Annotated in this window: 16 protein-coding genes; 12 read left to right on the top strand and 4 right to left on the bottom strand. The window is 61.2% G+C overall.

Going from position 1 to position 24309, the window contains the following annotated elements; all coding sequences use genetic code 11:
• Positions 1 to 87: 87 nt before the first annotated feature.
• A complete protein-coding gene (locus M5B98_RS08375) occupies positions 88 to 999 on the bottom strand; it encodes a LysR substrate-binding domain-containing protein (protein WP_248742423.1) in 912 nt (303 codons plus the stop codon).
• A 180-nt stretch (positions 1000 to 1179) separates the two neighbouring features.
• On the opposite strand from M5B98_RS08375, the gene aspA reads away from it, so the two are divergent.
• The 7 genes from aspA to M5B98_RS08410 all read left to right on the top strand — a co-directional run bounded on the left by aspA (position 1180) and on the right by M5B98_RS08410 (position 13607).
• Positions 1180 to 2604, top strand: a complete 1425-nt coding sequence (aspA, locus tag M5B98_RS08380) for an aspartate ammonia-lyase (protein ID WP_085708808.1) — start codon at positions 1180 to 1182, stop codon at positions 2602 to 2604.
• A 430-nt stretch (positions 2605 to 3034) separates the two neighbouring features.
• The gene (locus tag M5B98_RS08385) at positions 3035 to 4480 is read left to right on the top strand and encodes an alanine/glycine:cation symporter family protein (RefSeq protein ID WP_085708807.1); all 1446 of its coding nucleotides are present in this window, start codon (positions 3035 to 3037) and stop codon (positions 4478 to 4480) included.
• Positions 4481 to 4579: 99 nt separating this feature from the next.
• The gene (locus M5B98_RS08390; RefSeq protein WP_248742424.1) at positions 4580 to 5584 is read left to right on the top strand and encodes an asparaginase; all 1005 of its coding nucleotides are present in this window, start codon (positions 4580 to 4582) and stop codon (positions 5582 to 5584) included.
• An 87-nt stretch (positions 5585 to 5671) separates the two neighbouring features.
• The gene (locus M5B98_RS08395) at positions 5672 to 6670 is read left to right on the top strand and encodes an AraC family transcriptional regulator (RefSeq protein WP_248742425.1); all 999 of its coding nucleotides are present in this window, start codon (positions 5672 to 5674) and stop codon (positions 6668 to 6670) included.
• 132 nt (positions 6671 to 6802) lie between these two features.
• Positions 6803 to 7828 carry a histone deacetylase family protein gene (locus M5B98_RS08400; protein ID WP_115079742.1) on the top strand — a complete coding sequence of 342 codons (1026 nt, stop codon included), beginning with the start codon at positions 6803 to 6805 and terminating at the stop codon, positions 7826 to 7828.
• Positions 7825 to 8925: a polyamine ABC transporter substrate-binding protein gene (locus M5B98_RS08405; RefSeq protein ID WP_248742426.1), complete on the top strand. Its 1101-nt coding sequence runs from the start codon at positions 7825 to 7827 to the stop codon at positions 8923 to 8925. Before M5B98_RS08400 ends, M5B98_RS08405 begins: the two co-directional genes overlap by 4 nt.
• Positions 8926 to 9068: 143 nt before the next feature.
• Positions 9069 to 13607 carry a dermonecrotic toxin domain-containing protein gene (locus M5B98_RS08410; protein ID WP_248742427.1) on the top strand — a complete coding sequence of 1513 codons (4539 nt, stop codon included), beginning with the start codon at positions 9069 to 9071 and terminating at the stop codon, positions 13605 to 13607.
• A gap of 36 nt (positions 13608 to 13643) precedes the next feature.
• Here M5B98_RS08410 and M5B98_RS08415 read toward each other — a convergent pair whose 3' ends face one another.
• The gene (locus M5B98_RS08415; protein WP_248742428.1) at positions 13644 to 15197 is read right to left on the bottom strand and encodes a PLP-dependent aminotransferase family protein; all 1554 of its coding nucleotides are present in this window, start codon (positions 15195 to 15197) and stop codon (positions 13644 to 13646) included.
• Between the two features lie 92 nt (positions 15198 to 15289).
• On the opposite strand from M5B98_RS08415, the gene M5B98_RS08420 reads away from it, so the two are divergent.
• Genes M5B98_RS08420 through M5B98_RS08430 form a run of 3 tightly spaced genes read left to right on the top strand, consistent with a single transcriptional unit; the run spans position 15290 to position 17054 of the window.
• Positions 15290 to 15913, top strand: coding sequence for an FMN-binding negative transcriptional regulator (locus tag M5B98_RS08420; RefSeq protein ID WP_248742429.1), 624 nt, complete (start codon positions 15290 to 15292; stop codon positions 15911 to 15913).
• A 10-nt stretch (positions 15914 to 15923) separates the two neighbouring features.
• Positions 15924 to 16370 carry a GNAT family N-acetyltransferase gene (locus tag M5B98_RS08425; protein ID WP_011336633.1) on the top strand — a complete coding sequence of 149 codons (447 nt, stop codon included), beginning with the start codon at positions 15924 to 15926 and terminating at the stop codon, positions 16368 to 16370.
• A gap of 12 nt (positions 16371 to 16382) precedes the next feature.
• Positions 16383 to 17054, top strand: coding sequence for a GNAT family N-acetyltransferase (locus M5B98_RS08430; protein ID WP_248742430.1), 672 nt, complete (start codon positions 16383 to 16385; stop codon positions 17052 to 17054).
• 30 nt (positions 17055 to 17084) lie between these two features.
• On the opposite strand, the gene M5B98_RS08435 is transcribed toward M5B98_RS08430, so the two are convergent.
• Both M5B98_RS08435 and M5B98_RS08440 read right to left on the bottom strand, forming a co-directional pair.
• Positions 17085 to 17363 (bottom strand): helix-turn-helix domain-containing protein, encoded by a 279-nt coding sequence (locus M5B98_RS08435; RefSeq protein WP_248742431.1) that lies wholly within the window; start codon positions 17361 to 17363, stop codon positions 17085 to 17087.
• Positions 17360 to 18712: a HipA domain-containing protein gene (locus tag M5B98_RS08440; protein WP_248742432.1), complete on the bottom strand. Its 1353-nt coding sequence runs from the start codon at positions 18710 to 18712 to the stop codon at positions 17360 to 17362. The genes M5B98_RS08435 and M5B98_RS08440 overlap by 4 nt, the downstream gene beginning before the upstream one ends.
• 241 nt (positions 18713 to 18953) lie before the next feature.
• Here M5B98_RS08440 and M5B98_RS08445 point away from each other — a divergent pair, with 241 nt between their 5' ends.
• Positions 18954 to 21911, top strand: coding sequence for an autotransporter domain-containing protein (locus tag M5B98_RS08445; RefSeq protein ID WP_248742433.1), 2958 nt, complete (start codon positions 18954 to 18956; stop codon positions 21909 to 21911).
• A 199-nt stretch (positions 21912 to 22110) separates the two neighbouring features.
• Entirely contained in the window at positions 22111 to 24309 is a 2199-nt protein-coding gene (locus M5B98_RS08450) for an autotransporter domain-containing protein (RefSeq protein WP_248742434.1), read from the top strand.

Below are 24309 nucleotides of genomic sequence, written 5' to 3' on the forward strand. Positions count from 1 at the left end.
TTACATCCGTGGTACTTCTGATCGTCCTTTAGACATTACAAGCCCCAGGCGGAGGCGCAAAACAACTTGTGCCTCCGCTTCTTTGATTCAGGTATTACTGCTCGCCGCACCGCCTTCCAGCTTGCGCCACAACAACCGCACGTTGGCCTTGCGCACCAGCGCGCAACGGTACAGGCGAATCTCCAGCGGCACATGCCATTGCGGGCCGCCGCAGACCACCAGTTCGCCACGGGCCAGTTCGGCACGCACGCTTAGCTGCGGAACCCAGGCGATGCCCAAGCCTTCGAGGGCCATGCTTTTAAGGCTGTCGGCCATGGCGGTTTCATAAATCGTGGTGAAGCGCAGCTGTCGCTGGCGCAGCAAGCCGTTCACCGAACGGCCGAGAAACGCCCCGGCGCTGTAGGCCAGCAGCGGCACGCTGGCCTCGCCTTCCAGATCGAACAGCGGTTTGCCGTTGGCGTCCGCCGCGCACACAGGGAGCATTTCGGTCTGGCCCAGGTGCAGCGACGGGAAAATTTCAGGGTCCATCTGCATCGCTGCGTCCGGGTCGTAGAACGCCAGCATCAGATCGCAGCCACCTTCACGCAGCGCGTGCACCGCGTCGCCGACGTTGGTCGCCACCAGCCGCGTGGCGATGTTCAGGCCTTCGTTGCGCAGTTGCGCAATCCAGCGCGGGAAGAACCCCAGCGCCAGCGAGTGCGCCGCAGCCACCTGGATCACTTCACCCTGCCCGCCTTCCAGGTGATGCAGGTGGCGCAGCACTTCACCGAGCTGTTCGACCACGGTGCGCGCGGTCACCAGAAACAGTTGCCCCGCTGCCGTCAGCTCTACCGGCGTACGCGAGCGGTTGACCAACGTCAGGCCCAGCGCCGCTTCCAGGCTGCGGATCCGCCGACTGAAGGCCGGCTGGGTCACGAAGCGCCGTTCGGCTGCCTGCGAGAAGCTGCGGGTGGCGGCCAGGGCACTGAAGTCCTCGAGCCATTTGCTTTCCAGATTCATCACGTCCTCCCGGACACGCACCAAAACAGGTCACACGTCTGCCGCGCACGCGGCGTCACACGGGCATTATGCCGAATGTGCATAGGGCAGTGTTTAACAGCATTGGCCCTAAAATTCCCACAAGCCTAGCATTCGCAGCGTTCCGGCACAGACCGGGTCCATATCGAGATGATTTCTATCATGTCCTCCGCTGCATCATTCCGCACAGAAAACGACCTGCTTGGCTCCCTGGAAGTCCCTGCTCAAGCGTATTACGGCATCCAGACCCTGCGAGCGGTGAACAACTTCCGCCTCTCGGGCGTTCCGATTTCGCACTACCCGAAGCTGGTTGTCGGTCTGGCGATGGTCAAACAGGCCGCCGCTGACGCCAACCGTGAGCTGGGCCACCTGAGCGAAGCCAAGCACGCTGCCATCAGCGAAGCCTGTGCACGTCTGATCCGCGGTGATTTCCACGAAGAATTCGTGGTCGACATGATTCAAGGTGGCGCCGGTACCTCCACCAACATGAACGCCAACGAAGTGATCGCCAACATCGCGCTGGAAGCGATGGGTCACCAGAAAGGCGAGTACCAGTACCTGCACCCGAATGACGACGTGAACATGGCGCAGTCGACCAACGACGCCTACCCGACCGCGATCCGCCTGGGTCTGCTGCTGGGTCACGACGCGCTGCTGGCCAGCCTCGACAGCCTGATTCAGGCGTTCGCGGCCAAGGGTGAAGAATTCAACCACGTCCTGAAGATGGGTCGTACCCAGCTGCAAGACGCCGTACCGATGACCCTGGGTCAAGAGTTCCGCGCATTCGCCACCACCATGGGCGAAGACCTGGCCCGTCTGAAGACGCTGGCCCCGGAAGTGCTGACCGAAGTGAACCTGGGCGGCACCGCGATCGGTACCGGCATCAACGCCGACCCGCGCTATCAGGCCCTGGCCGTACAGCGTCTGGCCCTGATCAGTGGCCAACCACTGGTTCCAGCCGCCGACCTGATCGAAGCCACCTCCGACATGGGCGCCTTCGTGCTGTTCTCCGGCATGCTCAAGCGCACCGCGGTCAAGCTGTCGAAGATCTGCAACGACCTGCGCCTGCTGTCCAGCGGCCCACGCACCGGCATCAACGAAATCAACCTGCCGGCGCGTCAGCCAGGCAGCTCGATCATGCCAGGCAAGGTCAACCCGGTAATCCCGGAAGCCGTGAACCAGGTTGCATTCCAGGTCATCGGTAACGATCTGGCGCTGACCATGGCGGCCGAAGGCGGCCAACTGCAACTGAACGTGATGGAGCCGCTGATCGCCTTCAAGATCCTCGACTCGATCCGTCTGCTGCAACGCGCCATGGACATGCTGCGCGAGCACTGCATCGTCGGCATCACCGCCAACGAAGCGCGCTGCCGCGAACTGGTCGAACACTCGATCGGTCTGGTCACCGCACTGAACCCGTACATCGGCTACAAAAACGCCACCCGCATCGCCCGTATCGCGCTTGAAAGCGGCCGCGGCGTGCTGGAACTGGTGCGCGAAGAAGGTCTGCTCGACGACGCCATGCTCGCCGACATCCTGCGCCCGGAAAACATGATTGCTCCGCGTCTGGTGCCTCTGAAGGCCTGATCCGACGCGTTATTTGTAGCACCGCTCACCAGGTCGAGGGACTAGACACCTCTCACCTTTTGAGGGCTTGGGGATCATTCCCCAAGCCCTTTTTTTTAACTATTTGAAAGGACAATCGTCTTCTGTGGGAGTCATCCCGCAAAAGCCCCGACGCCGGTAACGTCGGGTGTTTCAAAGCTTCGTTTCGTCGCTTGCACCACAACCGTGCAGACGGGCGCCGCACTGATCGGTATAGTGCCGCCCCTCTTCGCGTGAGCGGTCGTCGGTAACGAGGCCATAACCCATGCGAAACCCGAACTAATAACAAACCCGCGATATGGATCCGGGACGAAACCCTCGCCTCGCCCGTTGTGCCGCGCGCGCACCGGTGTAACGCGATGTTTCCGACCATCCAGCATTTGCTTACACAATAAACAGCGAGGAAAAATCCATGCTCGAAGTCATCAACGACTTCCTCTCAGGGAAAGTACTGATCGTGCTCATTGTCGGGCTCGGTAGCTACTTCACGATTCGCTCGCGTTTCGTTCAATTGCGCCACTTCTTCCACATGTTCGCGGTGTTCCGCGACAGCCTCAAAGGCAGCGCCGGTCAACTCAGCTCGTTCCAGGCCCTGATGCTCAGCCTCGCCGGCCGCGTCGGTGCAGGCAACATCGCCGGTGTCGGCATCGCCGTGACCCTGGGTGGTCCGGGTGCGGTGTTCTGGATGTGGGTGACCGCTCTGGTCGGCATGTCCAGCAGCTTCTTCGAATGTACTTTGGCCCAGGTCTACAAACGTGCCGATGGTGATGGTCTGTACCGTGGTGGTCCGGCCTACTACATCCAGCACGGCCTGAAGCTCAAGGGCATGGCGGTGGTGTTCTCGATCCTGCTGCTGGTCACCTACGGCTTCGCCTTCATCGGCCTGCAGTCCTACACCGTGACCCACTCGCTGCAGAACGCCTTTGCCTTTGACCCGCAACACACCGGTATCGTCCTGGCTGTGCTGCTGGCCATCACCTTCATCGGCGGCATCAAGCGCATCGCCTCGGTGTCCGACCTGCTGGTTCCGGTCAAGACCCTGGCCTATATCGCCGTGACCCTGTACGTGATCGGCACCCAGATCGAACACGTACCGGCCATGCTGGTCACCATCTTCAAGAGCGCCTTCGGCCTCGACCCGGCCTTCGGTGGCCTGCTCGGCAGCGCCATCGTCATGGGCGTGAAGCGTGGCGTGTTCGCCAACGAAGCGGGTCTGGGCAGTGCGCCGAACGTCGCCGCCGTGGCGGCCGTGAAGCACCCTGGCGCTCAGGGCGTGGTCCAGGCGTTCAGCGTGTTCCTCGACACCTTCGTGATCTGCACCTGCACCGCGTTGCTGATCCTGCTGTCGGGCTTCTACACCCCAGGCTTCGAAGGTGACGGCATCGTCCTGACCCAGAACTCGCTGGCCGCCGTGGTCGGTGACTGGGGCCGCATGTTCGTCAGCGTCGCGCTGTCGCTGTTCGTCTTCACTTGCATCCTCTACAACTACTACCTGGGCGAGAACAGCCTGCAGTTCCTCACCCGCAACCGTGTTGCGCTGATGACGTTCCGCGGTCTGGTGCTGGCGCTGGTGGTCTGGGGTTCGATGCAGGACCTGTCGACCGTGTTCGCCTTCGCCGACATCACCATGACCTGCCTGGCCTTCGTCAACCTGGTGGCCCTCGCCCTGCTGTTCAAGGTCGGCATGCGTGTGATGCGCGACTACGACGAACAGCGCCGCGCCGGCGTCGACCAGCCCGTGTTCGACTCCAGCAAGTTCGCCGATCTGGACCTTGACCTGAAAGCCTGGCCAACCAGCCCGTCGGCGGCTGCCAAGGCTGACGCTCAGGCGCAAGGCATCCCAGCAGCGCAACGCTGATCGGGAAAAAACCGGGCGCAGGTCTTGCGCCCGGCGTGACACAAGCGGCGGTCAGCGTCATGCTCGACCGCCTGCTGTCTTCGTTCAGGAGAACTCCCCATGAATTCCTCGACTTACCCTACCGCCCAGCACGTCATGGTGCTGTACACCGGCGGCACCATCGGCATGCAGGCCAGCGCCAACGGTCTGGCCCCGGCCTCCGGTTTCGAAGCGCGGATGCGCGACTACCTGCACAGCCAGCCTGAACTGGTCGTACCGCAGTGGCGCTTTCGCGAGATGTCGCCGCTGATCGACAGCGCCAACATGACCCCGGCCTACTGGCAGCAACTGCGCGAAGCCGTTGTCGACGCCGTCGATGTGCAAGGCTGCGACAGCGTGCTGATCCTCCACGGCACCGACACCCTGGCCTACAGCGCCGCCGCCATGAGCTTCCAGTTGCTCGGCCTGCATGCCCGTGTGTGCTTCACCGGCTCGATGCTGCCGGCCGGTGTCACCGACAGCGACGCCTGGGAAAACCTCAGCGGCGCGCTGGTTGCCCTCGGCCACGGCCTGGCACCGGGTGTGCATCTGTACTTCCACGGCGAGCTGCTCGCTCCGACCCGCTGCGCGAAAGTGCGCAGCTTCGGACGTCACCCGTTCAAGCGCCTGGAGCGTCAGGGCGGCGGTGTGAAAGCCACGTCCCTGCCGGCAGCGCTGAACTACAACCAACCCAAGCAACTGGCCAAAGTTGCCGTGTTGCCGCTGTTCCCGGGCATCGGCGCCGAGATCATCGACGGCCTGCTCGACAGCGGCATTCAGGGTCTGGTGCTGGAGTGCTACGGCAGCGGTACCGGGCCGAGCGACAACCCGGAGTTCCTCGCCAGCCTCGGCCGGGCGCGGGATAAGGGCGTGGTGGTGGTTGCGGTTACGCAGTGCCATGAAGGCGGTGTGGAACTGGATATCTACGAAGCGGGCAGCCGCTTGCGTGGCGTCGGCGTGTTGTCCGGTGGCGGCATGACCCGTGAGGCGGCGTTCGGCAAGTTGAACGCTTTGCTGGGGGCAGGCCTTGAGGCGGCTGAAGTACGGCGTCTGGTCGAACTCGACCTGTGCGGCGAGCTCAGCTGATAGCAACCGGCCGTGGGAGCTGCTCTGCTCCCACGGCCCGGCATGCAACTTGCTGCCGTTTCCAGCACCTCAAGGCTGGAAGATCCTATGCTCCACTCCCACCTCACCACGCTCAATGCGGTCTCGCTGATCCTCAACACGTTCAAGTCCGAAGATCTGTCCAGCGAAGCACTGCTGGCCGGCAGCGGCATCAGCGCGGCGGATCTGAGCCGGGCCGATACCCGCATCACCACCAATCAGGAGATGCAGGTCTGCGCCAACGCGGTCGCGCTCAAGCATGACATCGGCCTGGAACTGGGCCGGCGCATGCATGTTTCCTGCTACGGCATCCTCGGTTACGCGCTGCTGACCTGTGCCACCTTCGGTGACGCTTTGCGCCTGGCGATCCGTTATCCGGCGCTGCTGGGAACACTTTTCGAACTGAGCCTGGAAGACGACGGCGAGCGTGTCTGGTTCGTTGCCGCCGATTACCGCGAGAGTCCGTCGATGGCAGTGTTCAACGCAGAATTCTGTCTGGTGTCGCTGAAAGTCATCTGCGACGACCTGCTCGGTCATCCGCTGCCATTGCTGGCCGCCCGCTTCGAACACGCCGCGCCGGACTATCGCGACAGCTACGCCGAACACTTCAAGGCGCCCCTGCACTTCGGCGCCAAGGACAACGCCTTCGCCTTCGACCGGTGCTGGCTCGATCAACCGCTACCGCTGGCCGACATCATCACCCACCAGGCCATGGCCGAGCGCTGCCGCAAGCAGAACACTGAGTTCACCGGCCGCCAGGCGTGGCTGGGGCGCATCCGTCAGTTGCTCACTGCGCAACTCAATGCCGCGCCGGGGCTGGAAGGTCTGGCGCAACAGATGAACTGCTCGCCACGCACCTTGCGTCGGCATCTGAAGGACATGGGTTGCAGCTATCAGGAACTGCTCGACGAGCTGCGCTTCGAGCGGGCCAAGCAGATGCTTTGCGAAGATCAACTGCCTATCTATCGCATCGCCGAAACCCTTGGATTCAGCGAGACCGCGAGCTTCCGCCATGCCTTCGTGCGCTGGAGCGGTGTGGCGCCGAGCCAGTTCCGCCCACACGGTTAAACCGTCGAGGGGCGATATCAGGTCAGTATTTTTGGCCACATCGATCCCCTTTTGGCCTCTCTGGCCGTTCTCCGATTCGCCCCACGCCGCAACACTGGGGTCAACCGAATCAGCCCCTGCGGAGAACAACAAATGCTGACGATCTACTCTGACGATCACCACCTGCACCATGGCCGCTGCGAATTGATCGACGGTCAGCTCAAGCCTTGCTTCGAGATGCCGTCCCGCGCCGACCACGTGCTGCAACGGGTAAAAAATCAAAACCTCGGCCCGGTCGAGGCGCCGAAGGATTTCGGCCTCGGGCCCATCGAGCGCATCCACAGCCGCGATTACCTCGACTTCTTCAAAGGCGCCTGGGCGCGCTGGACCGAATTCAACACAGACGGCGATTTGCTGCCTTACACCTGGCCCGCGCGCACCCTGCGTCAGGTCAAACCCACCAGCCTGCATGGCCAGCTCGGCTATTACAGCTTCGACGGCGGCGCACCGATCACCGCCGGTACCTGGCAAGCGGCGTACAGCGCAGCGCAAGTGGCGTTGACCGCCCAAGCGGAAATCCAGCGCGGCGCCCGTGGGGCCTTCGCCCTGTGCCGTCCGCCGGGACACCACGCTGCCGGCGATTTGATGGGCGGCTACTGCTACCTCAACAACGCCGCCATCGCAGCGCAAGCGTTCCTCGATCAGGGCCACAAGAAGGTCGCGATCCTCGATGTCGACTATCACCACGGCAACGGCACCCAATCGATTTTCTACGAGCGCAGCGATGTGCTGTTCACCTCGATCCACGGCCACCCGGAAGCGGAATTCCCGTTCTTCCTCGGCTACGAAGATGAACGCGGCGAAGGCGCCGGTGAAGGCTTCAACTTCAACTATCCGCTGCCGGCCGGTTCCGGTTGGGATGTCTGGAGCGCGGCGCTGGATCAGGCCTGCGCGGAGATCGAAAACTACGGCGCCGACATCATCGTCGTGTCGCTGGGCGTCGACACCTTCAAGGACGACCCGATCTCGCAGTTCAAGCTCGACAGCCCGGACTACCTGGCCATGGGCAAGCGTATTGCAGCCCTCGGCAAGCCGACCCTGTTCGTCATGGAAGGTGGTTACGCGGTGGAGGAAATCGGCATCAACGCGGTGAATGTGCTGGAAGGTTTCGAGTCATGAAAAGTCTCAAGCATTTCATCGCCCCCGCGCTCTGTGCAGCACTGCTGAGTGGCGCCGCGCACGCCGAAGAACGCACCCTGCGCGTCTACAACTGGTTCGACTACATCCCCCCCAAGGCACTGGAAGATTTCAAAGCACAGAACAGCCAGACCAAACTGGTCTACGACATCTTCGACACCAACGAAGCGCTGGAAGCCAAGCTGCTGACCGGCAATTCCGGCTACGACGTGGTGGTGCCGTCCAACGTGTTCCTGGCCAAGCAGATCGAGGCCGGGGTGTTCCAGCCACTGGATCGCAGTCAGTTGCCGAACTGGAACCATCTCGATCCGAAACTGATGAAGCTGATCGAGGCCAACGACCCGGGCAACAAATTCGCCGTGCCGTACATGTACGGCACCATCCTGATCGGCTTCAATCCGGCCAAGGTCAAGGCGGCATTGGGTGACAACGCACCGGTGGACAGTTGGGACCTGATCTTCAAGGAAGAGAACATCAGCAAGCTCAAGCAGTGCGGCGTCGCCCTGCTCGACTCGCCGTCGGAGATCCTGCCGCTGGCCCTGCAACACCTGGGTCTCGACCCCAACAGCAAGAACCCGGCGGATTACGCCAAGGCCGAAGCCTTGCTGATGAAGATTCGTCCGTACGTGACCTACTTCCATTCGTCCAAATACATGGCCGATATCGCCAACGGTGACATCTGCGTCGCGGTCGGTTATTCGGGCAGCTTCTCGCAAGCCGCCAATCGCGCCAAAGAGGCGAAGAACGGTGTGGTGGTCGACATGCGCCTGCCGAAGGAAGGTGCGCCGATCTGGTTCGACATGCTCGCCATCCCGAAAGGCGCGAAGAACCCGCAGGACGCCTACACCTTCATCAACTACCTGCTGCAACCGCAGGTGATCGCGCCGGTCAGCGACTTTGTCGGTTACCCGAACCCGAACAAGGACGCCACCGCGCAGGTCGATCCGGCGATTCGCAATAACCCGAATCTATACCCGACCGATGCGGCGATGAATACGCTGTACACCCTGCAACCGCTGCCGCGCGATGCGGAGCGAGCACGGACCCGGGCGTGGACCAAGATCAAGTCCGGCACCTGAAGCCAGCCACCGAAAAAGACCCGCCTTCGCGGGTCTTTTTCTTGCGGTATCCATTTACCGCACCCTCTCGCCGGCAAGCCTTTAACGTGTCCCGATCCCGGCGTTGCAGGAGAGCGCCGCTACCGACAAACAAGGACACGGACATGCCTGAAACTCCCCGCCCCGACATCGTCGATCTGCAAACCCGGCTGCTGTCCGGACCGTCACTCAGGGACGCAGCATCGAATGCCTTGCGCCCGGCGCTGAAGGCTCTGTACCCGAACCTCGACATCGACCCGCAACTGGCAATCGTCGTGACACCATCCTGGAGCATCGAAGAGGATCGCGTCGTCGCCGGACCTGAACAGTTCGAATCACTGACTGACGTCCTGGTACGCCTGGGTGTCCATGGCACTACGGTGACCTGGCTTGATGGCGAACACTTTCTGACGCGACAACCGGGGGGCGGACCGGTCATTCATCTGCCGGTAAAGATCGAAGCAGTGGGTCGTCTGGTCAACGAACTCGCAACGCTCCTGTTCGTGGCGTACCAGGAGCAGCAACTCGCCTACTGGAACACCGCCACCCGAGCGGATGAGCCACGCTGGTATCAGCTGTCGGATGCCTTGCGGGAGCAGTGGAACATCGTCGATTCACAAGGATGGGACGCCGATCGACTGGCGATGGCCAGAACCGTGTACCAGTTTCCCGACAAGCGACAGCGGCTGCACAACGACCCTTTCAAGACACAAGCGTTCCTGATCGATGTCGACCGTGAACACAGCATTGGAGACAGGCACCTGAATGTGCTGCCGATTGCGGTACTGGCGGGCACTTCGGGCCGGCGCACAATCATCACCACTCACTCCATCACTCGGGGATTTCGCGATTTCGATTCTTTCGATGAACTCGGTGAGGCGCTGGCAGACCTGCTGGCCCGGGCGACTCGCACAGGTCACCTGAAATGGCGACTGTTCGAACCCGAAGGCAACTTCTTCGATCAGCAGGCCTGCACGTTGCTGGCGCTGGATGCGGATGTCATCGGTTCATTCGGAATGTCACAGCAGGCAACCGATACGTCAGCCCTTCCCATCGGCGAGAGCCTGGCAGCGAACGTGCGGGCAGCGTCTGATTTCGAACAGCTGCGGCCGCTGCTGCCACACTGGCTGGACAGCGCCTCCACGGCCGACCAGACCTGTTTCAGCCGGCACCTGCTGGATCTGGCAATCCTGCAAAACCGCACTCACGGGAAATCCTTTCAACGCGAGATTCCCACGCTCCACGCCTACACCGTGGAGCAGTTGACTGCGCAGATTCGCAAGGATCATCCGACGACACTCGACATCCGGGTCGAGAACATCGAGATCACCATCACCAGCCTGGTCGTGTGGGGTACGTTCGTCGTGCCGGGACAGACAGAAACCCTGACGCTGACGCTCATCGAACTGGCGCTGCAGAACCTGGCCGGTTTACCGATGGGCATCAAAACCGTTCGTCATGGGGACGGTTCACCCCTTCCAGGCTGGATGACCCCGTCGTATCTCGAGACCCTGGTGACCACGGTGGACATCGGCAATGTCTACCCCGCCATGCTCAAGCGTCGGCTGATCGAAGACCCGGTCGAGGCACCTGCCCTGCGCAAGCTGTACACCGATCAGTTGCAGATCGAGCTGGCGTTGCTGGCGCTGCAATGCAAGATCCGTGAAGAGAGAGGCCTGGATGAGCAAGGTTATCGCTATGTCGTCGCAGCCCTCGCCACGGCCCCCGGTGACCGGCTGGTGAATGGTCAAAGGATCGTGGTCCGCCCGCTGGCATTCCAGGCCCATCGCACCAACAGCAGCACCGACACCGTGGCCAACATGTTCATCATTGGCCCCGAGGAGGCCGACAAGGGTCCGTGCCTGCTCTATCGACCTTTGCTCGACCCGCCGCTGATCCAGTATCCGGGCCAGACCAATTTGCTTTATGCGATCCAGCACTCCCGTTCACTCCGGCAATCGGTACTGGCCTGGTTGCCTGACGACGTGCGCTTCAATTATTCCCAGTACGTGTTTCCCGGCACGCTGATGTCGGTATGGACGCTCCCGCAATTGCTGGTCGATCCGACTGTCGCGCTGGACATGACCGGGCCGGTCTCACTGGCACACGACAATGCCATCGAAGTGGATTTAGCGATGGCGCTGTTCAATGCCAATGCTCAGGCCATGATCACCCAGGCCGACCGTCAGTCCGTTTCCAACGCCGAAGCACGCTGGGCAACGCTCAAGCGCGGTGGCTGGATGTTGTTCAACGCAGCCTTGCCCTTCCTGGGTCGCAGCATGGGCACTGCCGCGTGGATCTGGCAGATCCTGGATGACCTGCAAGCCCTGATCGAAACGCAAAACGAAACACCGGGCTCCATCGAGTGGTCGGCCCTGACCGATGTGTTGCTCACGCTGGGGATGATCCTCGCCCATCGGGCGGCGTCCAACCGACAGGCACAGCATCGAACAGTCATCGCTCCAGAGAAGAAGCCCGTGTCGCTCAAGCCCGAGATCACACGCCTTGCGGACATTGGCGGAGCGGATTTTCCATCCACACATGAAACGTCACTGGTCACCGTGGGTGCCCTGAGCCGGTCAAAGCCGTCACTCGGCATGCTCCTCGACACACTGAAGGTCGAGAAGCCGGCGTCACTCGTCGGGCCCGCGAGCGCGGGGCCGCACCAACACCTCTACAGCCACGCAGCGAAATGGTACGCACCCGTGGGCGAGCGCTGGTTCGAGGTGTCCATCAACGACGATGACCTGATGCAGATCATCGACTCGCGCCAGCAGGTCACTCGTACGGGTCCGCTGCTGACCCATGACGCAAAGGGTCAGTGGTTCATCGACCTGCGATTGCGTCTGCGGGGAGGTGGCCTGGGTAGCCGCCGGAAAAAAATGCAGCAGGAGAACAAGCAGCGGCTGAACAAGAAAAAAATCGCGTTGACCGCCTTCGAAGCCACCCTGGAAGACAAACAGCAAGAATTGATCAACGTACGCAAGGCCATGCTTGGGGCCACACCGCAGACGGCTGCGGCTGCACGCCGGCACTTTCTCGACACCCTGGATACCCAGATCAGGGCATACGCCGCCCACACCCAGGATCTCAAGGCCCTGAATGCGCTGGAACCCGTTCCGAACTACCGTTCCGCCATGGTGGAACGCCTGTCGCTGCAACTGTTTTTGATGCAGTCCTGGCTTAACGAGCACTCCGTGGACTTTCGCGATGGCTTGCGCACCACGCTGACACTGCTGGACGAAGAGCAGCCCGTGCGTGGCCCTGAGCGCTCTGCATCCTTTACCCGCATGACCGACATGACTCAGGGCATGATCGAAAAGATCGAGCTCACCCACTCGCGCTTCCAGGAGCTCAGCCTGCTGGGCAAGGAAGCCTGTGAGGTCACGCGTGTCTACAAGACCAAACTGCCGCCCTTCACACTCAGTGATCTCAAACTGTTGCAGATCACCCTGGCGGAACACCTGTGCCTGAAAGAAGAGCCCGCCCCGAGCCTGGACGCACAGATGGCACTCGATCGTCTGATCAACGACGCCAGCCTCAACATTCGCAGCGCTCTGGATCTTGGCGGCGATGAAAGCCTGCTCAACCTCGGAGAACGGATCGAGGCCATGGATACGCTGTCACAACAGTTTTCCGCCATCGACCAGCGCTTTATCGATCTGGTCGCCGAGTATCCCGAACATGTCATTGCCGATCGCATGGAACATGTACGCACCCGGGTTGCCGAATTCGGGCAGGACACGCTGAACCATCTCACCCGCCTTCTGCAGGAGCGGCGTCTCGTCGAGCCGACACCCGGCCCATCCCGGCCCGCAACGACGCCCACGAAGAAGATCATCAAGACCCGCTTCAAAGGCACGCTGGTCGGTGAGCCACGCAAGGGCGCCGACGGCCGGGACACGGGGCTGGTAGACGTCAAGGCCCCCCTGACCGGCAAGATCATTGCCACTTTTCATGAAAAAACGCCTGGGGTGTGGCTGCGCAGAGTCACGCCTCGCCCCGTACCGCAAAGACCCGCACCCAGACTGGCGGACAGTCTCACCAGCGGCCAGGCGTTACTCGACGGGCTTGCGGAATTCGACCGACGCATACAGGCTCAGATCAGACGCGCACCCAGAATTCCTGCCGAGATTCAGGACCTCTACCAGCAGCATGCCGCACGCTTGCGGGAAGTCATCAAACACATCGATCAGTCGCTGCTCGCCAGCAACCGCACCGAGGAGCGAAACGACGCAGCCGTCACCCTGCGCAATGCTCTCGAGAGCGCAGTCAGCACGCTTCACGAGACAGGCCGCAATACCCGCATCCGGATGATCAAGGAACAACCTCCCACGGCCGCACGGGTGGAGTGGCTCAAAAGCGAGGGCGAAGTGGACATCGCCAAGGTCACCACCCGGCGTCGACTCAAAGGGCCCGGAAAAGACTATCTGGACGAGTACGAGGTGCTCGATCACAGAACCCGCGAGGTACTTTGGTACGCCCATTTTCACTACACCAGTACGGCGGATCCCGTCGGATCGTTCACCGCCGCGCATTTGAAGACCGTTGCGCAAAGACGATTGGGAGGCGCCATCGAGCGTGACAGTGCAAGTCAGGAACTGATCGCGATTTATCGCAGCGAGATCAGTCACGCGCTGGCTTCGTCGATGTTCTTCAGCTGATGCCCACAGGTCGCGACGGACTGTGACCTGTCGCGACTAACCGCGCCAGACCTGACGCAAGCGGGCCAGAGCCGACTCGATCGCCGGCTCCGGTACTGCGGCAAATCCCAGCACCAGGCCGGCGCGCTGATCCATCGGCGTCGTCGAGTCCCGCAGCCAGTACTTGCTCAAGCCGTGGACTTCCACCTCCACGCTCGCCGCTTGCTCGATCAATTGTTGTTCGCGAGCCACGCTGTCGACCGCCACCGTCAGATGCAGTCCGGCGGACACGGCCGGCAGTTCACCGACGCCCGCCAAACCCTGGGGCCAACCGTTGATAAGGGCATTACGCCGGCTCAAGGCTGCCCGGCGCATCCGCCGGATGTGCCGCTGGAAGTGCCCGGCCGCCATGAACTCGGCCATCACCGCCTGAGTGCTCACTTCGGAATGCCGCACATCCACCGCGCGTCGTTGCGCAAAAGCTTCCACCAGTCCCGGCGGGAGCACCAGATACCCCAGTCGCAGCGCCGGGAATGCGACTTTGCCGAAGGTGCCGACGTATAGCACACGGCCCTGTCGGTCGAGCGCAGCCAACGGAGCCAGCGGCGCGCCGGTATAGCGATACTCGCCGTCGTAGTCGTCCTCGACGATCCACCCCCCGCTACGCTCAGCCCACGCCAGCAGTTCCAGGCGCCGGGCCAGGCTCATCACCACCCCGGTCGGGTACTGATGAGACGGCGTGACATAAGCCACCCGACAATCTTCGGCGGCGGCCAGCGCTGCGCAATCGATGCCCTCTTCGTCCACTGCTATGCCATGCAATCGACCACCGGCCAGCGCGAACGCATGACCCGCTGCGCGGTAGCCGGGATTCTCGATGCCTACCCCGGCGCCAGGCTCCACCAGCAACTGTGCACAAAGACTGATTCCCTGTTGCGCGCCGCTGGTGATCACAATTTGCTCAGCCGAGCACTGCATGCCGCGCGAACTGCGCAAATAAGCGGCGATCAGACCACGCAGGCGCGCATCGCCCGCCGGGTCGCCGTAACACAGTTGCTGCAAGTCGGGTTTGCGCCAGAACGCCGCATTCAGCTTGGCCCAGACGTCGAACGGGAACAGGTCGAACGCCGGAACCCCCACCCTGAATGCCCGTGGCGGACCACTTGGCGGCGTCGGTAAATGGTTCTGTTCAAGCCGCTGCATCGCACCGCTGTGGATAACTTTGCTGGATAAATCCACAGTAGAATCGGCTGATTTTGTGGATAAGGCTGTGGGTAAGCCTGTTGAAAAGCCTGTGGATACTTTTGTGGATAGTTTTTTCGCAGACGCCGACGATTGTGGCAATTGCGCCACATAAGTCCCGTCCCCGACTCGCCCCTCGATGAAACCTTCGGCATACAGCTGATCGTAGGCGCGCACCACGCTGTTGCGGGAGATCGCCAGCGCTGCCGCCAGATCTCGGCTGGCCGGCAGCCGCGTGCCGCTGGCCAGGCGCCCGTCGAGCACCCGCAGGCGCAAGGCCTGATAGAGCTGGCGGCTCAGGCCTTTGCGGCGATCGAGTTCGATACCGGCAGGGTTGAACGGCAGCGACAGCGTGGTCGAATCGGGCATGGCAATGGACCTATGAAATTGGTCATCAATGGCTCTTACAACAGACCAATAGCCTGCCTAGGATGCAGGCATTCGCCAAGGAAAATCTCTCCATGTACACGCCACGCGCCTTTGCCATCGACGACCTGTCCCAACTGCACGAACTGATTCTCGCCACCCGCCTCGCCATTCTGGTGACTCACAGTGAACAGGGCTTGCAGGCCAGCCACGTGCCGGTGCTGCTGCATCGCGAACAGGGTCCGAACGGCACGCTCTACGGGCATCTGGCCAAGGCCAACCCACAATGGAAGGACCTGCGTGACGGCGCCGAGGCCATGCTGATTTTCCCGGGGCCCGACGCCTACGTCAGCCCGGGCTTTTACCCGAGCAAGGCCGAGCACGGCAAAGTCGTGCCGACCTGGAACTACGTCGCCGTGCACGCCTACGGTCACGCCGAAACCTTCAGCGATGGCGGTCGGCTGCTGGACATCGTCAGCACCCTTACCGATCGCCATGAAGCGGGCCGCGCCCAGCCCTGGTCGGTCGACGATGCTCCGGCCGACTACATCGACGGCATGCTCAAGGCCATCGTCGGATTCGCCATTCCGATCGACCGCCTGGAGGGCAAACGCAAGCTCAGCCAGAACCGCAGCGCCGAAGATATCGCCGGCGTGCGCGAAGGCCTGGCCGCCAGCCCCGACATCAACGATCAAACCCTCGCTCACTTGATGCGTTAAGGAAATCACCATGAGTCAGATCGACATCCGTCCGGTCAGCGCCGCCGATCACGCGGCCTGGCTGCCGCTGTGGCAGGCCTACCTGCGTTTCTACAACACCGAATTGCCAGACGCCGTCAGCCAAAGCACCTGGCAGCGCTTTCTCGACCCGAACGAACCGACCCACGCCGCCCTCGCCTGGGCCGACGGCAAAGCGGTGGGCATGGTGCACTTCATCTACCATCGTTCGAACTGGAGCATCGAGAACTCCTGCTACCTGCAAGACCTGCTGGTGGAGCCGCAAACCCGTGGCACCGGCGTCGGTCGCCTGCTGATCGAACACGTCTACGCCACCGCCAAGGCCGACGGTTGCTGCAAGGTGCACTGGCTGACCCACGAAACCAACGCCACCGCGATCCAGCTCTACGAGCGCATCGCCGAGCGTCCGGGTTTCATCCAGTTTCGCAAAGCCATTTAAGGAGCCACGTGCATGACGATTTCCCTCGCCGACTGGAAAGGCGTATCGCCGCCCTCCACCACCCTGATCGAAGGCCGCTTCATCCGTCTGGAAAAACTCGACCCGGCGCGCCATGGCGACGATCTGTTCAACGCTCTGCAAGGCCCAGGCGCCGACCCGAAACTCTGGGATTACTTGCCCTACGGCCCGTTTCCCGAGCGCAGCACCTTCAATGACTGGCTGAACAACCACGCCGCCCACAGCGATCCGTATTTCTTCAGCGTCATCGACCGCGCCAGCGGCCAGGTGCAAGGCATCCTCAGCCTGATGTCGATCGTCCCGACCCAGGGCCGCATCGAAATCGGCCACGTCACCTTCGGCGCGCCGATGCAGCGCTCGCCGAAAAGCACCGAAGCGGTCTACCTGCTGGCCAAGGAGTCCTTCGCCCTCGGCTACCGTCGTCTGGAATGGAAATGCAACAACGGCAACGCCCGCTCCAAATACGCGGCCGAACGTCTGGGCTTCAGCTTCGAAGGCGTGTTCCGCCAACACATGGTGGTCAAGGGCCAGAACCGCGATACCGCGTGGTACTCGATCCTGGACTCGGAATGGCCGGCGATTGCGGCCGGGTTCGAGCGCTGGTTGAGCGATGAAAATCAGACGGCCGAGGGGCAGGTGAAAGGGCTGGTTGAGTGCCGCGCTTAACGCTCAACCGAAATCAAGTATGTTGCGGGTTCAGCTGTTATCGCGTCGAACCCGCACCACACCCATCTTCAGCCCGAACGGGCGAAACACGGCGTTCAGCGATTTAAGCGTCTGATTGCCCTCGCCGTGTTCGATGTGCACCAGCGTACGTACCGAAATCCTGCACATCTTCGCAAACTGGGTCTGATGCAACCCGGTTACCTCCACGCGCAAACGGCGAACGGCTTCACCAATTTCCACTGTTCCTTGAGCCAGTGCTTCTTGAATGCTTTCAATGAGCACTGTGCGCTCGGCAACGGTCATGCTCATTTCAAATCCCACTCTTTCAAACGTTGCTCCAGGTTTTTCAGGTGGACGCCCGGATGATTCATTGTCCGCTCAGGCAAACCACCCGCGCTCAATATGTCCGGCAACTCGGCCAGGCATTGCGCATCTTCACGCAAGCGCTCGAATGATTCCGGTGCATCGGACATCGCTGCCAACGGGTCATCCGGATCGGAAATATCCGCCAATGCACGGCAAACACCCCGCCAATCGACATCACCCGCCCTCTCCAGCTCTTTTGGCCATTTGGTCGTGCGAGTTACCCCTTCGTCATCCATGACCATGGGGGCCAGGTCATAAATGGGGGCCAGACGATACGAGTCCATATCGCGAATGATTGCAGTGTTGCGACCGTGGTTATCCGAGTTGCCAAGAATCTTGTTGATCAGGTCCCGACGCACATAGTCTGCGACAAGTGCCGGAATCTCGTCCGCCTGCCCCGCTTCGCGCCAAAGCCTGGTAAGCATGCGAATGACATCCATATGATTCATAGCGCTCCCTGGCGTCGTCACCTCGGCCAGCGAATAGATCGACTCCACGGCAAAACGCTCTACGCCACGGCCAGTCACCTGGCGATCAAACCGCTGCATCCACAAGCTGGGCTTGTTAGCTTCCTCCAACGCCAGACCTTCTGCTGCGACGGTTTCGATACCAAGGGTCTGAAGCGCCTGGTAGTAGTGGAATTCGCTGCGCAGAATGTCTTGATCGGTTTGACTGCCTTTATTCCGGGCAAATTTCACAAACCAGTGCTGACGGACGTTTTCATCGTCAAGCACAGCATCGGGATACAGAAGTCCGGCACGATCCTCCGCCAGAAGAATCTTGGGAGCTTCACCTCCGGCCCCGGTCGCACCACCGATCGCAGCCCCCATTTCATAGGCATATTCAAGAAACCGGTGGTCACGGCTGACGACATCCTGGCGTTGAAACCCGATGGGTTTGCGCTCGTCGACAGCCTCGGCTGATTCCTTTATCCGCATGTTGCCGATCGGAGCCGGAGTGCAGCGACCGAGCAGATAAAGATCGGCACTCATGTCTGCTGGTTTGTCTTGCCCCATACGTGCGAGGAGAAACCTCCTGGCGGCACCTGCCGGTGCAATGTCGTGCACGAATGCAGGCGTAATGGATCGCCGGCCTTCCCAATCCATGGGATACAACGCACTCACGGCTTTGGAAAATGGAGAGCCAATGGACTCAATGTTTTCGACCAGGTACGCCGACTCGTAGCCAAAGCTGCAACGGCTATCGAAGCCTTTCTCGGGCGCGTCGAAACTCAACACCATCGCGTCGTGCCATTTGCCGGAGTCGAATATCTGCAATGTCAGGTTGTGCATGCGGCTCTCACCTGCAATTAAATGCATCTCTGCGATCATTTAGTGAATCATAAGTGCAATATAGTGCATTTCAGAAGATCAAGATGATCCTTTATCTGCAATAAAGTGCAGATATGGCAACAAAACTTCGAGATGGATGCAAAACAATGCAGATGTAGCCGGGTTCATCACGGACATCATTCTGTAAAAACCCTCCGCTATACAGAACGCCCCCACTTATAACTAAAAGGACGTTCTCCCCATGCCGCTCCCGCCTCAGCGCCTGTCGCTCGCCACCGCCCTGTTGATCGCCACCAGTGCCGCCCACGGCAAAAATGTCGTGATCGACACCACCACCACCGCGTCGCAGACATTGGGCGGCAGCGACACCCTGACGATTTCGGCGCCGGGCAGCATCAACAACAGCGGCAAGGCTGTGAGCCTGAAGGACAGCACCAGCGGTGCCGGCGTGATTATCGACAACGCCGGCAAGATCATCTCCACCGGCGGCCGGGCCATCGACAGCAGCGGCGATCTGACCCAGGCACGCAGTTACGCGATCTACAACCGCAGCGGCGGGCAGATTCTCGGTTCCAACGACGCGATTCGCATCGACAGCAACTTCGTCAGCGGCAGCCTGTTGATCGACAACAGCGGCACCATTCGCTCGACCACCGGCCAAGGGCTGGATCTGGATGCGTTGCGCAGCGACGGGGTCAAAACCACCATCATCAACCGCGCGGGCGGACTGATTCGCGGCGACGCCAGCGACGGCATGAAAACCGGCGCCAACGCGACCATCAGCAACTACGGCGAGATCTCCACCGGTGATTCGCACAATGCCGACGAGAAGTTCGACGGCATCGATATCGACACCGCGACCGGCGTCAGCGTGACCAACTACGGCGTGATTTCCGGCGGACGCCACGGCATCACCACCGACCTCGGCGCGACGCTGGTCAACTACGGGCAGATCGCCGGGCGCAACGGTTCCGGTTTCGGCTCGGACGGCGACGGCACGGTGATCAATCACGGCACCATCACCGGCGCGTATTCCGGGTTGCAGCCCAACGGCGACGGTGACGGCGTGGACATCGACAAGATCGCCCACATCGAAAACTACGGCACCATTCAGGGCGTCGGCGCGGGCGGCGTGGACAAGGGCGGTTTCGCCAACGGCAGTGAAGGCATCGCCCTGGGCGGCGGTTACATCCTCAACGCCAAAGGCGCGCTGATCAGCGGCGCCAACAGCGCGATTCTGGTGGACGACGGCAGCGGCGGTTCGGGGCTGGCGGCCACCACACTGGAGAACTACGGCACCATTCAAGGGCTCGACGGTTTTGGCGTGAAGTTCGTCGGCGAGTTCGCCGACAACGTGATCAACGGCGGCACCATCAGCGGCAGCAACGGGCTGGCGCTGGATCTGGGCGGCGGCAACGACAGCCTGACCCTGCGCAGCGGCAGCCGGTTTATCGGCGTGGTCGATGGCGGCACTGGTTATGACCGCGTGGTGATGGACGATGCGGCGGGCGGCAGCTTTGGTGCCAGCCGCAATTTCGAATGGCTGGAAGTCAGGCAAGGCGCCTGGACCCTGACCGGCAGCGGCGATTTCAGCGACGGCGGTGCCGTGCGCAACGGCGCGACTCTGATCAACCAGGGCGGTATCGCCGGCAACCTGACCGTCGATGCCGGCGGCGTGTATGCCGGCGGTGGTTCAGTGGGCAACCTCAACGTGAATGGCACATTGCGCACTGACACCCGACTCGGCACAGCAACCATCGTGCACGACTTGAACATGGGCAGCGCATCCACCCTCGCCTACGGCGTCAACGCCGATGGCAGCAGCGCTCCCCTGCAGGTCGGCGGCACGGCCAACCTCAATGGCGCAACGCTGGCGGTCAATCCCGGCAGCGGCACGTATCCGTGGCAGAGCCAATACACGGTGTTGCAGGCTACGCGGATCAACGGCACGTTCGGCACAGTCACCAGCGACTACGCCTTTCTCACCCCGACACTCGCTTACACGCCGACTCAGGTCGACCTGACCTACACCCGCAATGACGTGGCGTTCAATGAATACGCAGCCACCGGCAACGGCAGCAACGCCGCCAACAGCCTGGCCTCGATGGGCAAGAACAACGCGCTGTACAACGCCCTGCTCAACACCACTCAATCCAGCGCGGGCGCGGCCATCGAACAACTGGCCGGCGCCAGCAACGCCAACCTGACCAGAGCCACCCTCGGCGCAAGCAGCCAGGTGAGTAGCAGCATGCTCTCGGCGATGCAGCAGATGGGCGGCAGCCCGGGTTTGATGGTCGGCCTCGATCAGCGTGACACACCGATCCTCGCCGCCAACGGCGTACCGTCCGAAGCGCGAAACCTGAATGACCCGAACGCTCGCGGACGACTCTGGCTGCAAGCCATCGGCGGCTACGGCAAGCTCGATGGCGAACACGGCAACAGCAGTCTGGAACAGCGCACCAAGGGCAGCGTGCTCGGTGCCGATTGGGCGCTGAATCCACAATGGCGACTGGGTGTGCTTGGCGGTTATTCGAAGACCGATCTGGACGCCACCGGCGTCGATGGCAATGTCGAGAGCTGGCATGCCGGGGTCTACGCCCAACACCAGAACGGCCCGATCGCCCTGCGCCTGGGCGCGGCTTACAGCGGTCATCAAGGCGAGAGCAAACGCACGGTCGCGTTCAACGGTTTCAGCGATCGGCCCAAAGGCGATTACGACGCCAACAGCCAGCAGGCCTTCGCCGAACTCGGCTACGCCATGGGCAGCGGCCGCCTCAGCGCCGAACCTTACGCCAGCCTCGGCTACCAGCGTTATCACCGCGACCGCTATCAGGAAAAGGGCGGCGCGGCGGCGTTGCAGGTCGACAGCCAGACCCAGGACAACTTCAGCAGCACCGTCGGTCTGCGCCTGGCGCACCTGAACGCGCTGGAAAACGGCATGAGCCTGACCCCGCGCGTAGCGGCAGGGTGGAAACACACGTATGGCGATGTCAGCAGCTCGACCCGTCAGGCATTCGTCGTCGGCGGTACAGCGTTCAGTGTCGATGGCAGCTCGCTGGATCGTGACAGTCTCGTCCTGGAAGCCGGGCTGGATCTGGGTGTTTCGGCGCGGCATACGCTGGGGGTGGGATACAGCGGCGAGATCGGCAACAACAGTCGCAATCACGGGCTGATCGGGCAGTGGCAGATGAGCTTTTGAAGGCTGAGCAGCTGAAACTTCCTTTAAAATTGTGGGAAAAGGCGCCGCAGCAACAGAGAAAGACTGATGGGTTCCCCATCCGTGGAAATTTTCCACGCAATAAACCGACGCTCCCCACACTTCGACAGGAAGCAGCTGGCATCGCCCCCAATAGCCTCAATCATAGAGTTCGACCTCCTGTCAAAAGAGGTCGAACCGGATGTCCTTACAACACAAATTCAATCTCCAACAACTTGTGCTGGCCGTCGCGCTGGCGATTGGTTGCTCGGAATCAACGCTGGCCGAGCCTTCGGCCGCCACGCTCGACCCAGAGGTAAAAACCAGAAAAGCGAAAAAGAACACCGACAAAACCGAGCCGCTCGATAGAGCGCTTTTTGCCGACATCGAACCTATCGGCCATCTTGAACTGACACCCCGGCCATCGCCTTCATCCAGTGAGGGCATGGCACCAGTGATCCCCGCATCAACCTCGGATATTTCCAGAGTCGAATTCGACGATGCCTTCTATGAAGCCCTCGAATTTCCTGAAACGCCCATACAGGAGACGACAATCGCTGAAGCTGACGAGAACCCGTTCGACAGCTTCAAGAATGACTGGACAACCCAACACACCCTGTTTTCAACGGCACTTGAAAACGTCGGTGGTATTTCCCTGCAAATGGGCGAGGCTGATGATCTGGTCGTGATGAACAACGGCGCCCGCTGGGATGGTCTTCTGGACGGTGGTGAAGGGAAAAACGCCCTGTTGCTGAACGCCGTCAATGGCGGCGAAATAGGGGAAACACGCAACTTCGAAGGGGTACGTATCGCCCGAGGCAACTGGAGGCTCAGCCATGACTTCAATGGCAGTGCCGAGGTCAAGCCTGGCGCTTCTTTGTTGAACAACGGTTCGATCAAGGAAGACGCCTATGTCCATCAAGGTGCGGTATATGGCGGTAAAGGCGATGTGGGGAACTTGTATGTAGACGGTACGTTGCTTGCGATGGCAGGCAAGTCGCCCGTCGTACGAGGGAACCTGGAGTTATCACCGGACGCAGCCGTCCAGTTTGTTGTCTCCGCCGACAAGGGCGCCTCACCCATTCTGGTAAAAGGCACGGCCAGCCTGAATAACGCGACGCTGAATGTTTCTGGCCTTCCCGGTGACTATGCACAAACATCCGAATACGAAATATTGAACGCCGGGAGTGTCAAGGGCGTGTTCTCGCAGGTCAACAATAACCTGGCTTTCATGACGCCTACCCTGTCCTATCACGACACCAAGGTCGGTTTGACCTATAGCCGCAATGACGTGCCGATCGAGCATCTCGCGGCCTCTGCCAACGGGCAAGCACTGGCTAAAAGTGTGGATACGCCGAAAGCAATCTCTACCAACAGCGCGGTCAATGCGCTGCTTGGCAGCAGCAAGTCCGATGCAACTAACGCGATCGAGCAGTTGGCCGGTGGCGGCAATGCCAATCTGGCCGGCGCAACACTGAACAGCGTCTCGCCCGTCAGCGCCAGCCTGCTGTCGGCCATGCATCAACTCGATGGTATTCGCGACAACCGCACAAACTCGCCACGCAATGCCGCCGGAAGCGCCGACAGCGGCCGGGTCTGGCTGCAGGCTCTCGGCCATGGCGGCAAACTGGATAGCGATGTGGAACCCACGCGGCACTCCACTAAAGGGCTGTTGCTGGGCGCCGACTGGCGCGTCGACGAACAATGGAGCCTGGGTTTGATGAGCGGCACCTCCAACACTCGAATTGACAGTCGTGAGCTGGACGGCACACTCGACAGCTGGCATCTGGGTGCTTACGCCTTGCGTCAGAACGGGCCGCTGTCACTCAAGCTCGGCGCTAGCTGGAACAACCACGATGGCAAAACAAAACGTGACGTTGCGTTCAATCGGTTCAGCAATCGTCTCGAGGGCAACTACAACGCCAACACCCAGCAGGTTTTTGCCGAATCGGGGTACAACCTTGGCCGGGAAAATGTCAGATTCGAACCCTTCGCCAGTCTTGGCTATGAGCGCTACCAGCGCGATGCCTATACCGAAAAAGGGGGGACGGCAGCACTCAAGGTTCAAGACCAATCCCAAGGCAACATGAATAGCACCTTCGGTCTGCGCCTGGCGAAAGTCAGTACCCTGGATAATGGCATGCGTCTTACGCCGCGACTGAGTGCCAGCTGGAAACACGTTTACGGTGACACCCAGACTGACACCCGTCAGCGCCTGGTCAGCGGCGGTCGTGACTACACGGTCTACGGGGCGAACCTGGATCGCAACAGCTTGAAGCTCGACACCGGGCTGGATCTGGCGATATCGAGCAACCATGTATTGGGTCTCGGCCTGACCGGTGAGATCGGCACCGACAGCCGCCACCACGGCGTATCGGGCCAGTGGCAAATGGCGTTCTGA

Source organism: Pseudomonas sp. MWU12-3088 (assembly GCF_023242405.1).
GTDB classification, from domain to species: domain Bacteria; phylum Pseudomonadota; class Gammaproteobacteria; order Pseudomonadales; family Pseudomonadaceae; genus Aquipseudomonas; species Aquipseudomonas kribbensis.

Bases quoted from the DNA above. Each gene is read 5' to 3' on its own strand.
- M5B98_RS08375 (WP_248742423.1), bottom strand. From the start codon at position 999: ATGAATCTGGAAAGCAAATGGCTCGAGGACTTCAGTGCCCTGGCCGCC.
- aspA (WP_085708808.1), top strand. From the start codon at position 1,180: ATGTCCTCCGCTGCATCATTCCGCACAGAAAACGACCTGCTTGGCTCC.
- M5B98_RS08385 (WP_085708807.1), top strand. From the start codon at position 3,035: ATGCTCGAAGTCATCAACGACTTCCTCTCAGGGAAAGTACTGATCGTG.
- M5B98_RS08390 (WP_248742424.1), top strand. From the start codon at position 4,580: ATGAATTCCTCGACTTACCCTACCGCCCAGCACGTCATGGTGCTGTAC.
- M5B98_RS08395 (WP_248742425.1), top strand. From the start codon at position 5,672: ATGCTCCACTCCCACCTCACCACGCTCAATGCGGTCTCGCTGATCCTC.
- M5B98_RS08400 (WP_115079742.1), top strand. From the start codon at position 6,803: ATGCTGACGATCTACTCTGACGATCACCACCTGCACCATGGCCGCTGC.
- M5B98_RS08405 (WP_248742426.1), top strand. From the start codon at position 7,825: ATGAAAAGTCTCAAGCATTTCATCGCCCCCGCGCTCTGTGCAGCACTG.
- M5B98_RS08410 (WP_248742427.1), top strand. From the start codon at position 9,069: ATGCCTGAAACTCCCCGCCCCGACATCGTCGATCTGCAAACCCGGCTG.
- M5B98_RS08415 (WP_248742428.1), bottom strand. From the start codon at position 15,197: ATGCCCGATTCGACCACGCTGTCGCTGCCGTTCAACCCTGCCGGTATC.
- M5B98_RS08420 (WP_248742429.1), top strand. From the start codon at position 15,290: ATGTACACGCCACGCGCCTTTGCCATCGACGACCTGTCCCAACTGCAC.
- M5B98_RS08425 (WP_011336633.1), top strand. From the start codon at position 15,924: ATGAGTCAGATCGACATCCGTCCGGTCAGCGCCGCCGATCACGCGGCC.
- M5B98_RS08430 (WP_248742430.1), top strand. From the start codon at position 16,383: ATGACGATTTCCCTCGCCGACTGGAAAGGCGTATCGCCGCCCTCCACC.
- M5B98_RS08435 (WP_248742431.1), bottom strand. From the start codon at position 17,363: ATGAGCATGACCGTTGCCGAGCGCACAGTGCTCATTGAAAGCATTCAA.
- M5B98_RS08440 (WP_248742432.1), bottom strand. From the start codon at position 18,712: ATGCACAACCTGACATTGCAGATATTCGACTCCGGCAAATGGCACGAC.
- M5B98_RS08445 (WP_248742433.1), top strand. From the start codon at position 18,954: ATGCCGCTCCCGCCTCAGCGCCTGTCGCTCGCCACCGCCCTGTTGATC.
- M5B98_RS08450 (WP_248742434.1), top strand. From the start codon at position 22,111: ATGTCCTTACAACACAAATTCAATCTCCAACAACTTGTGCTGGCCGTC.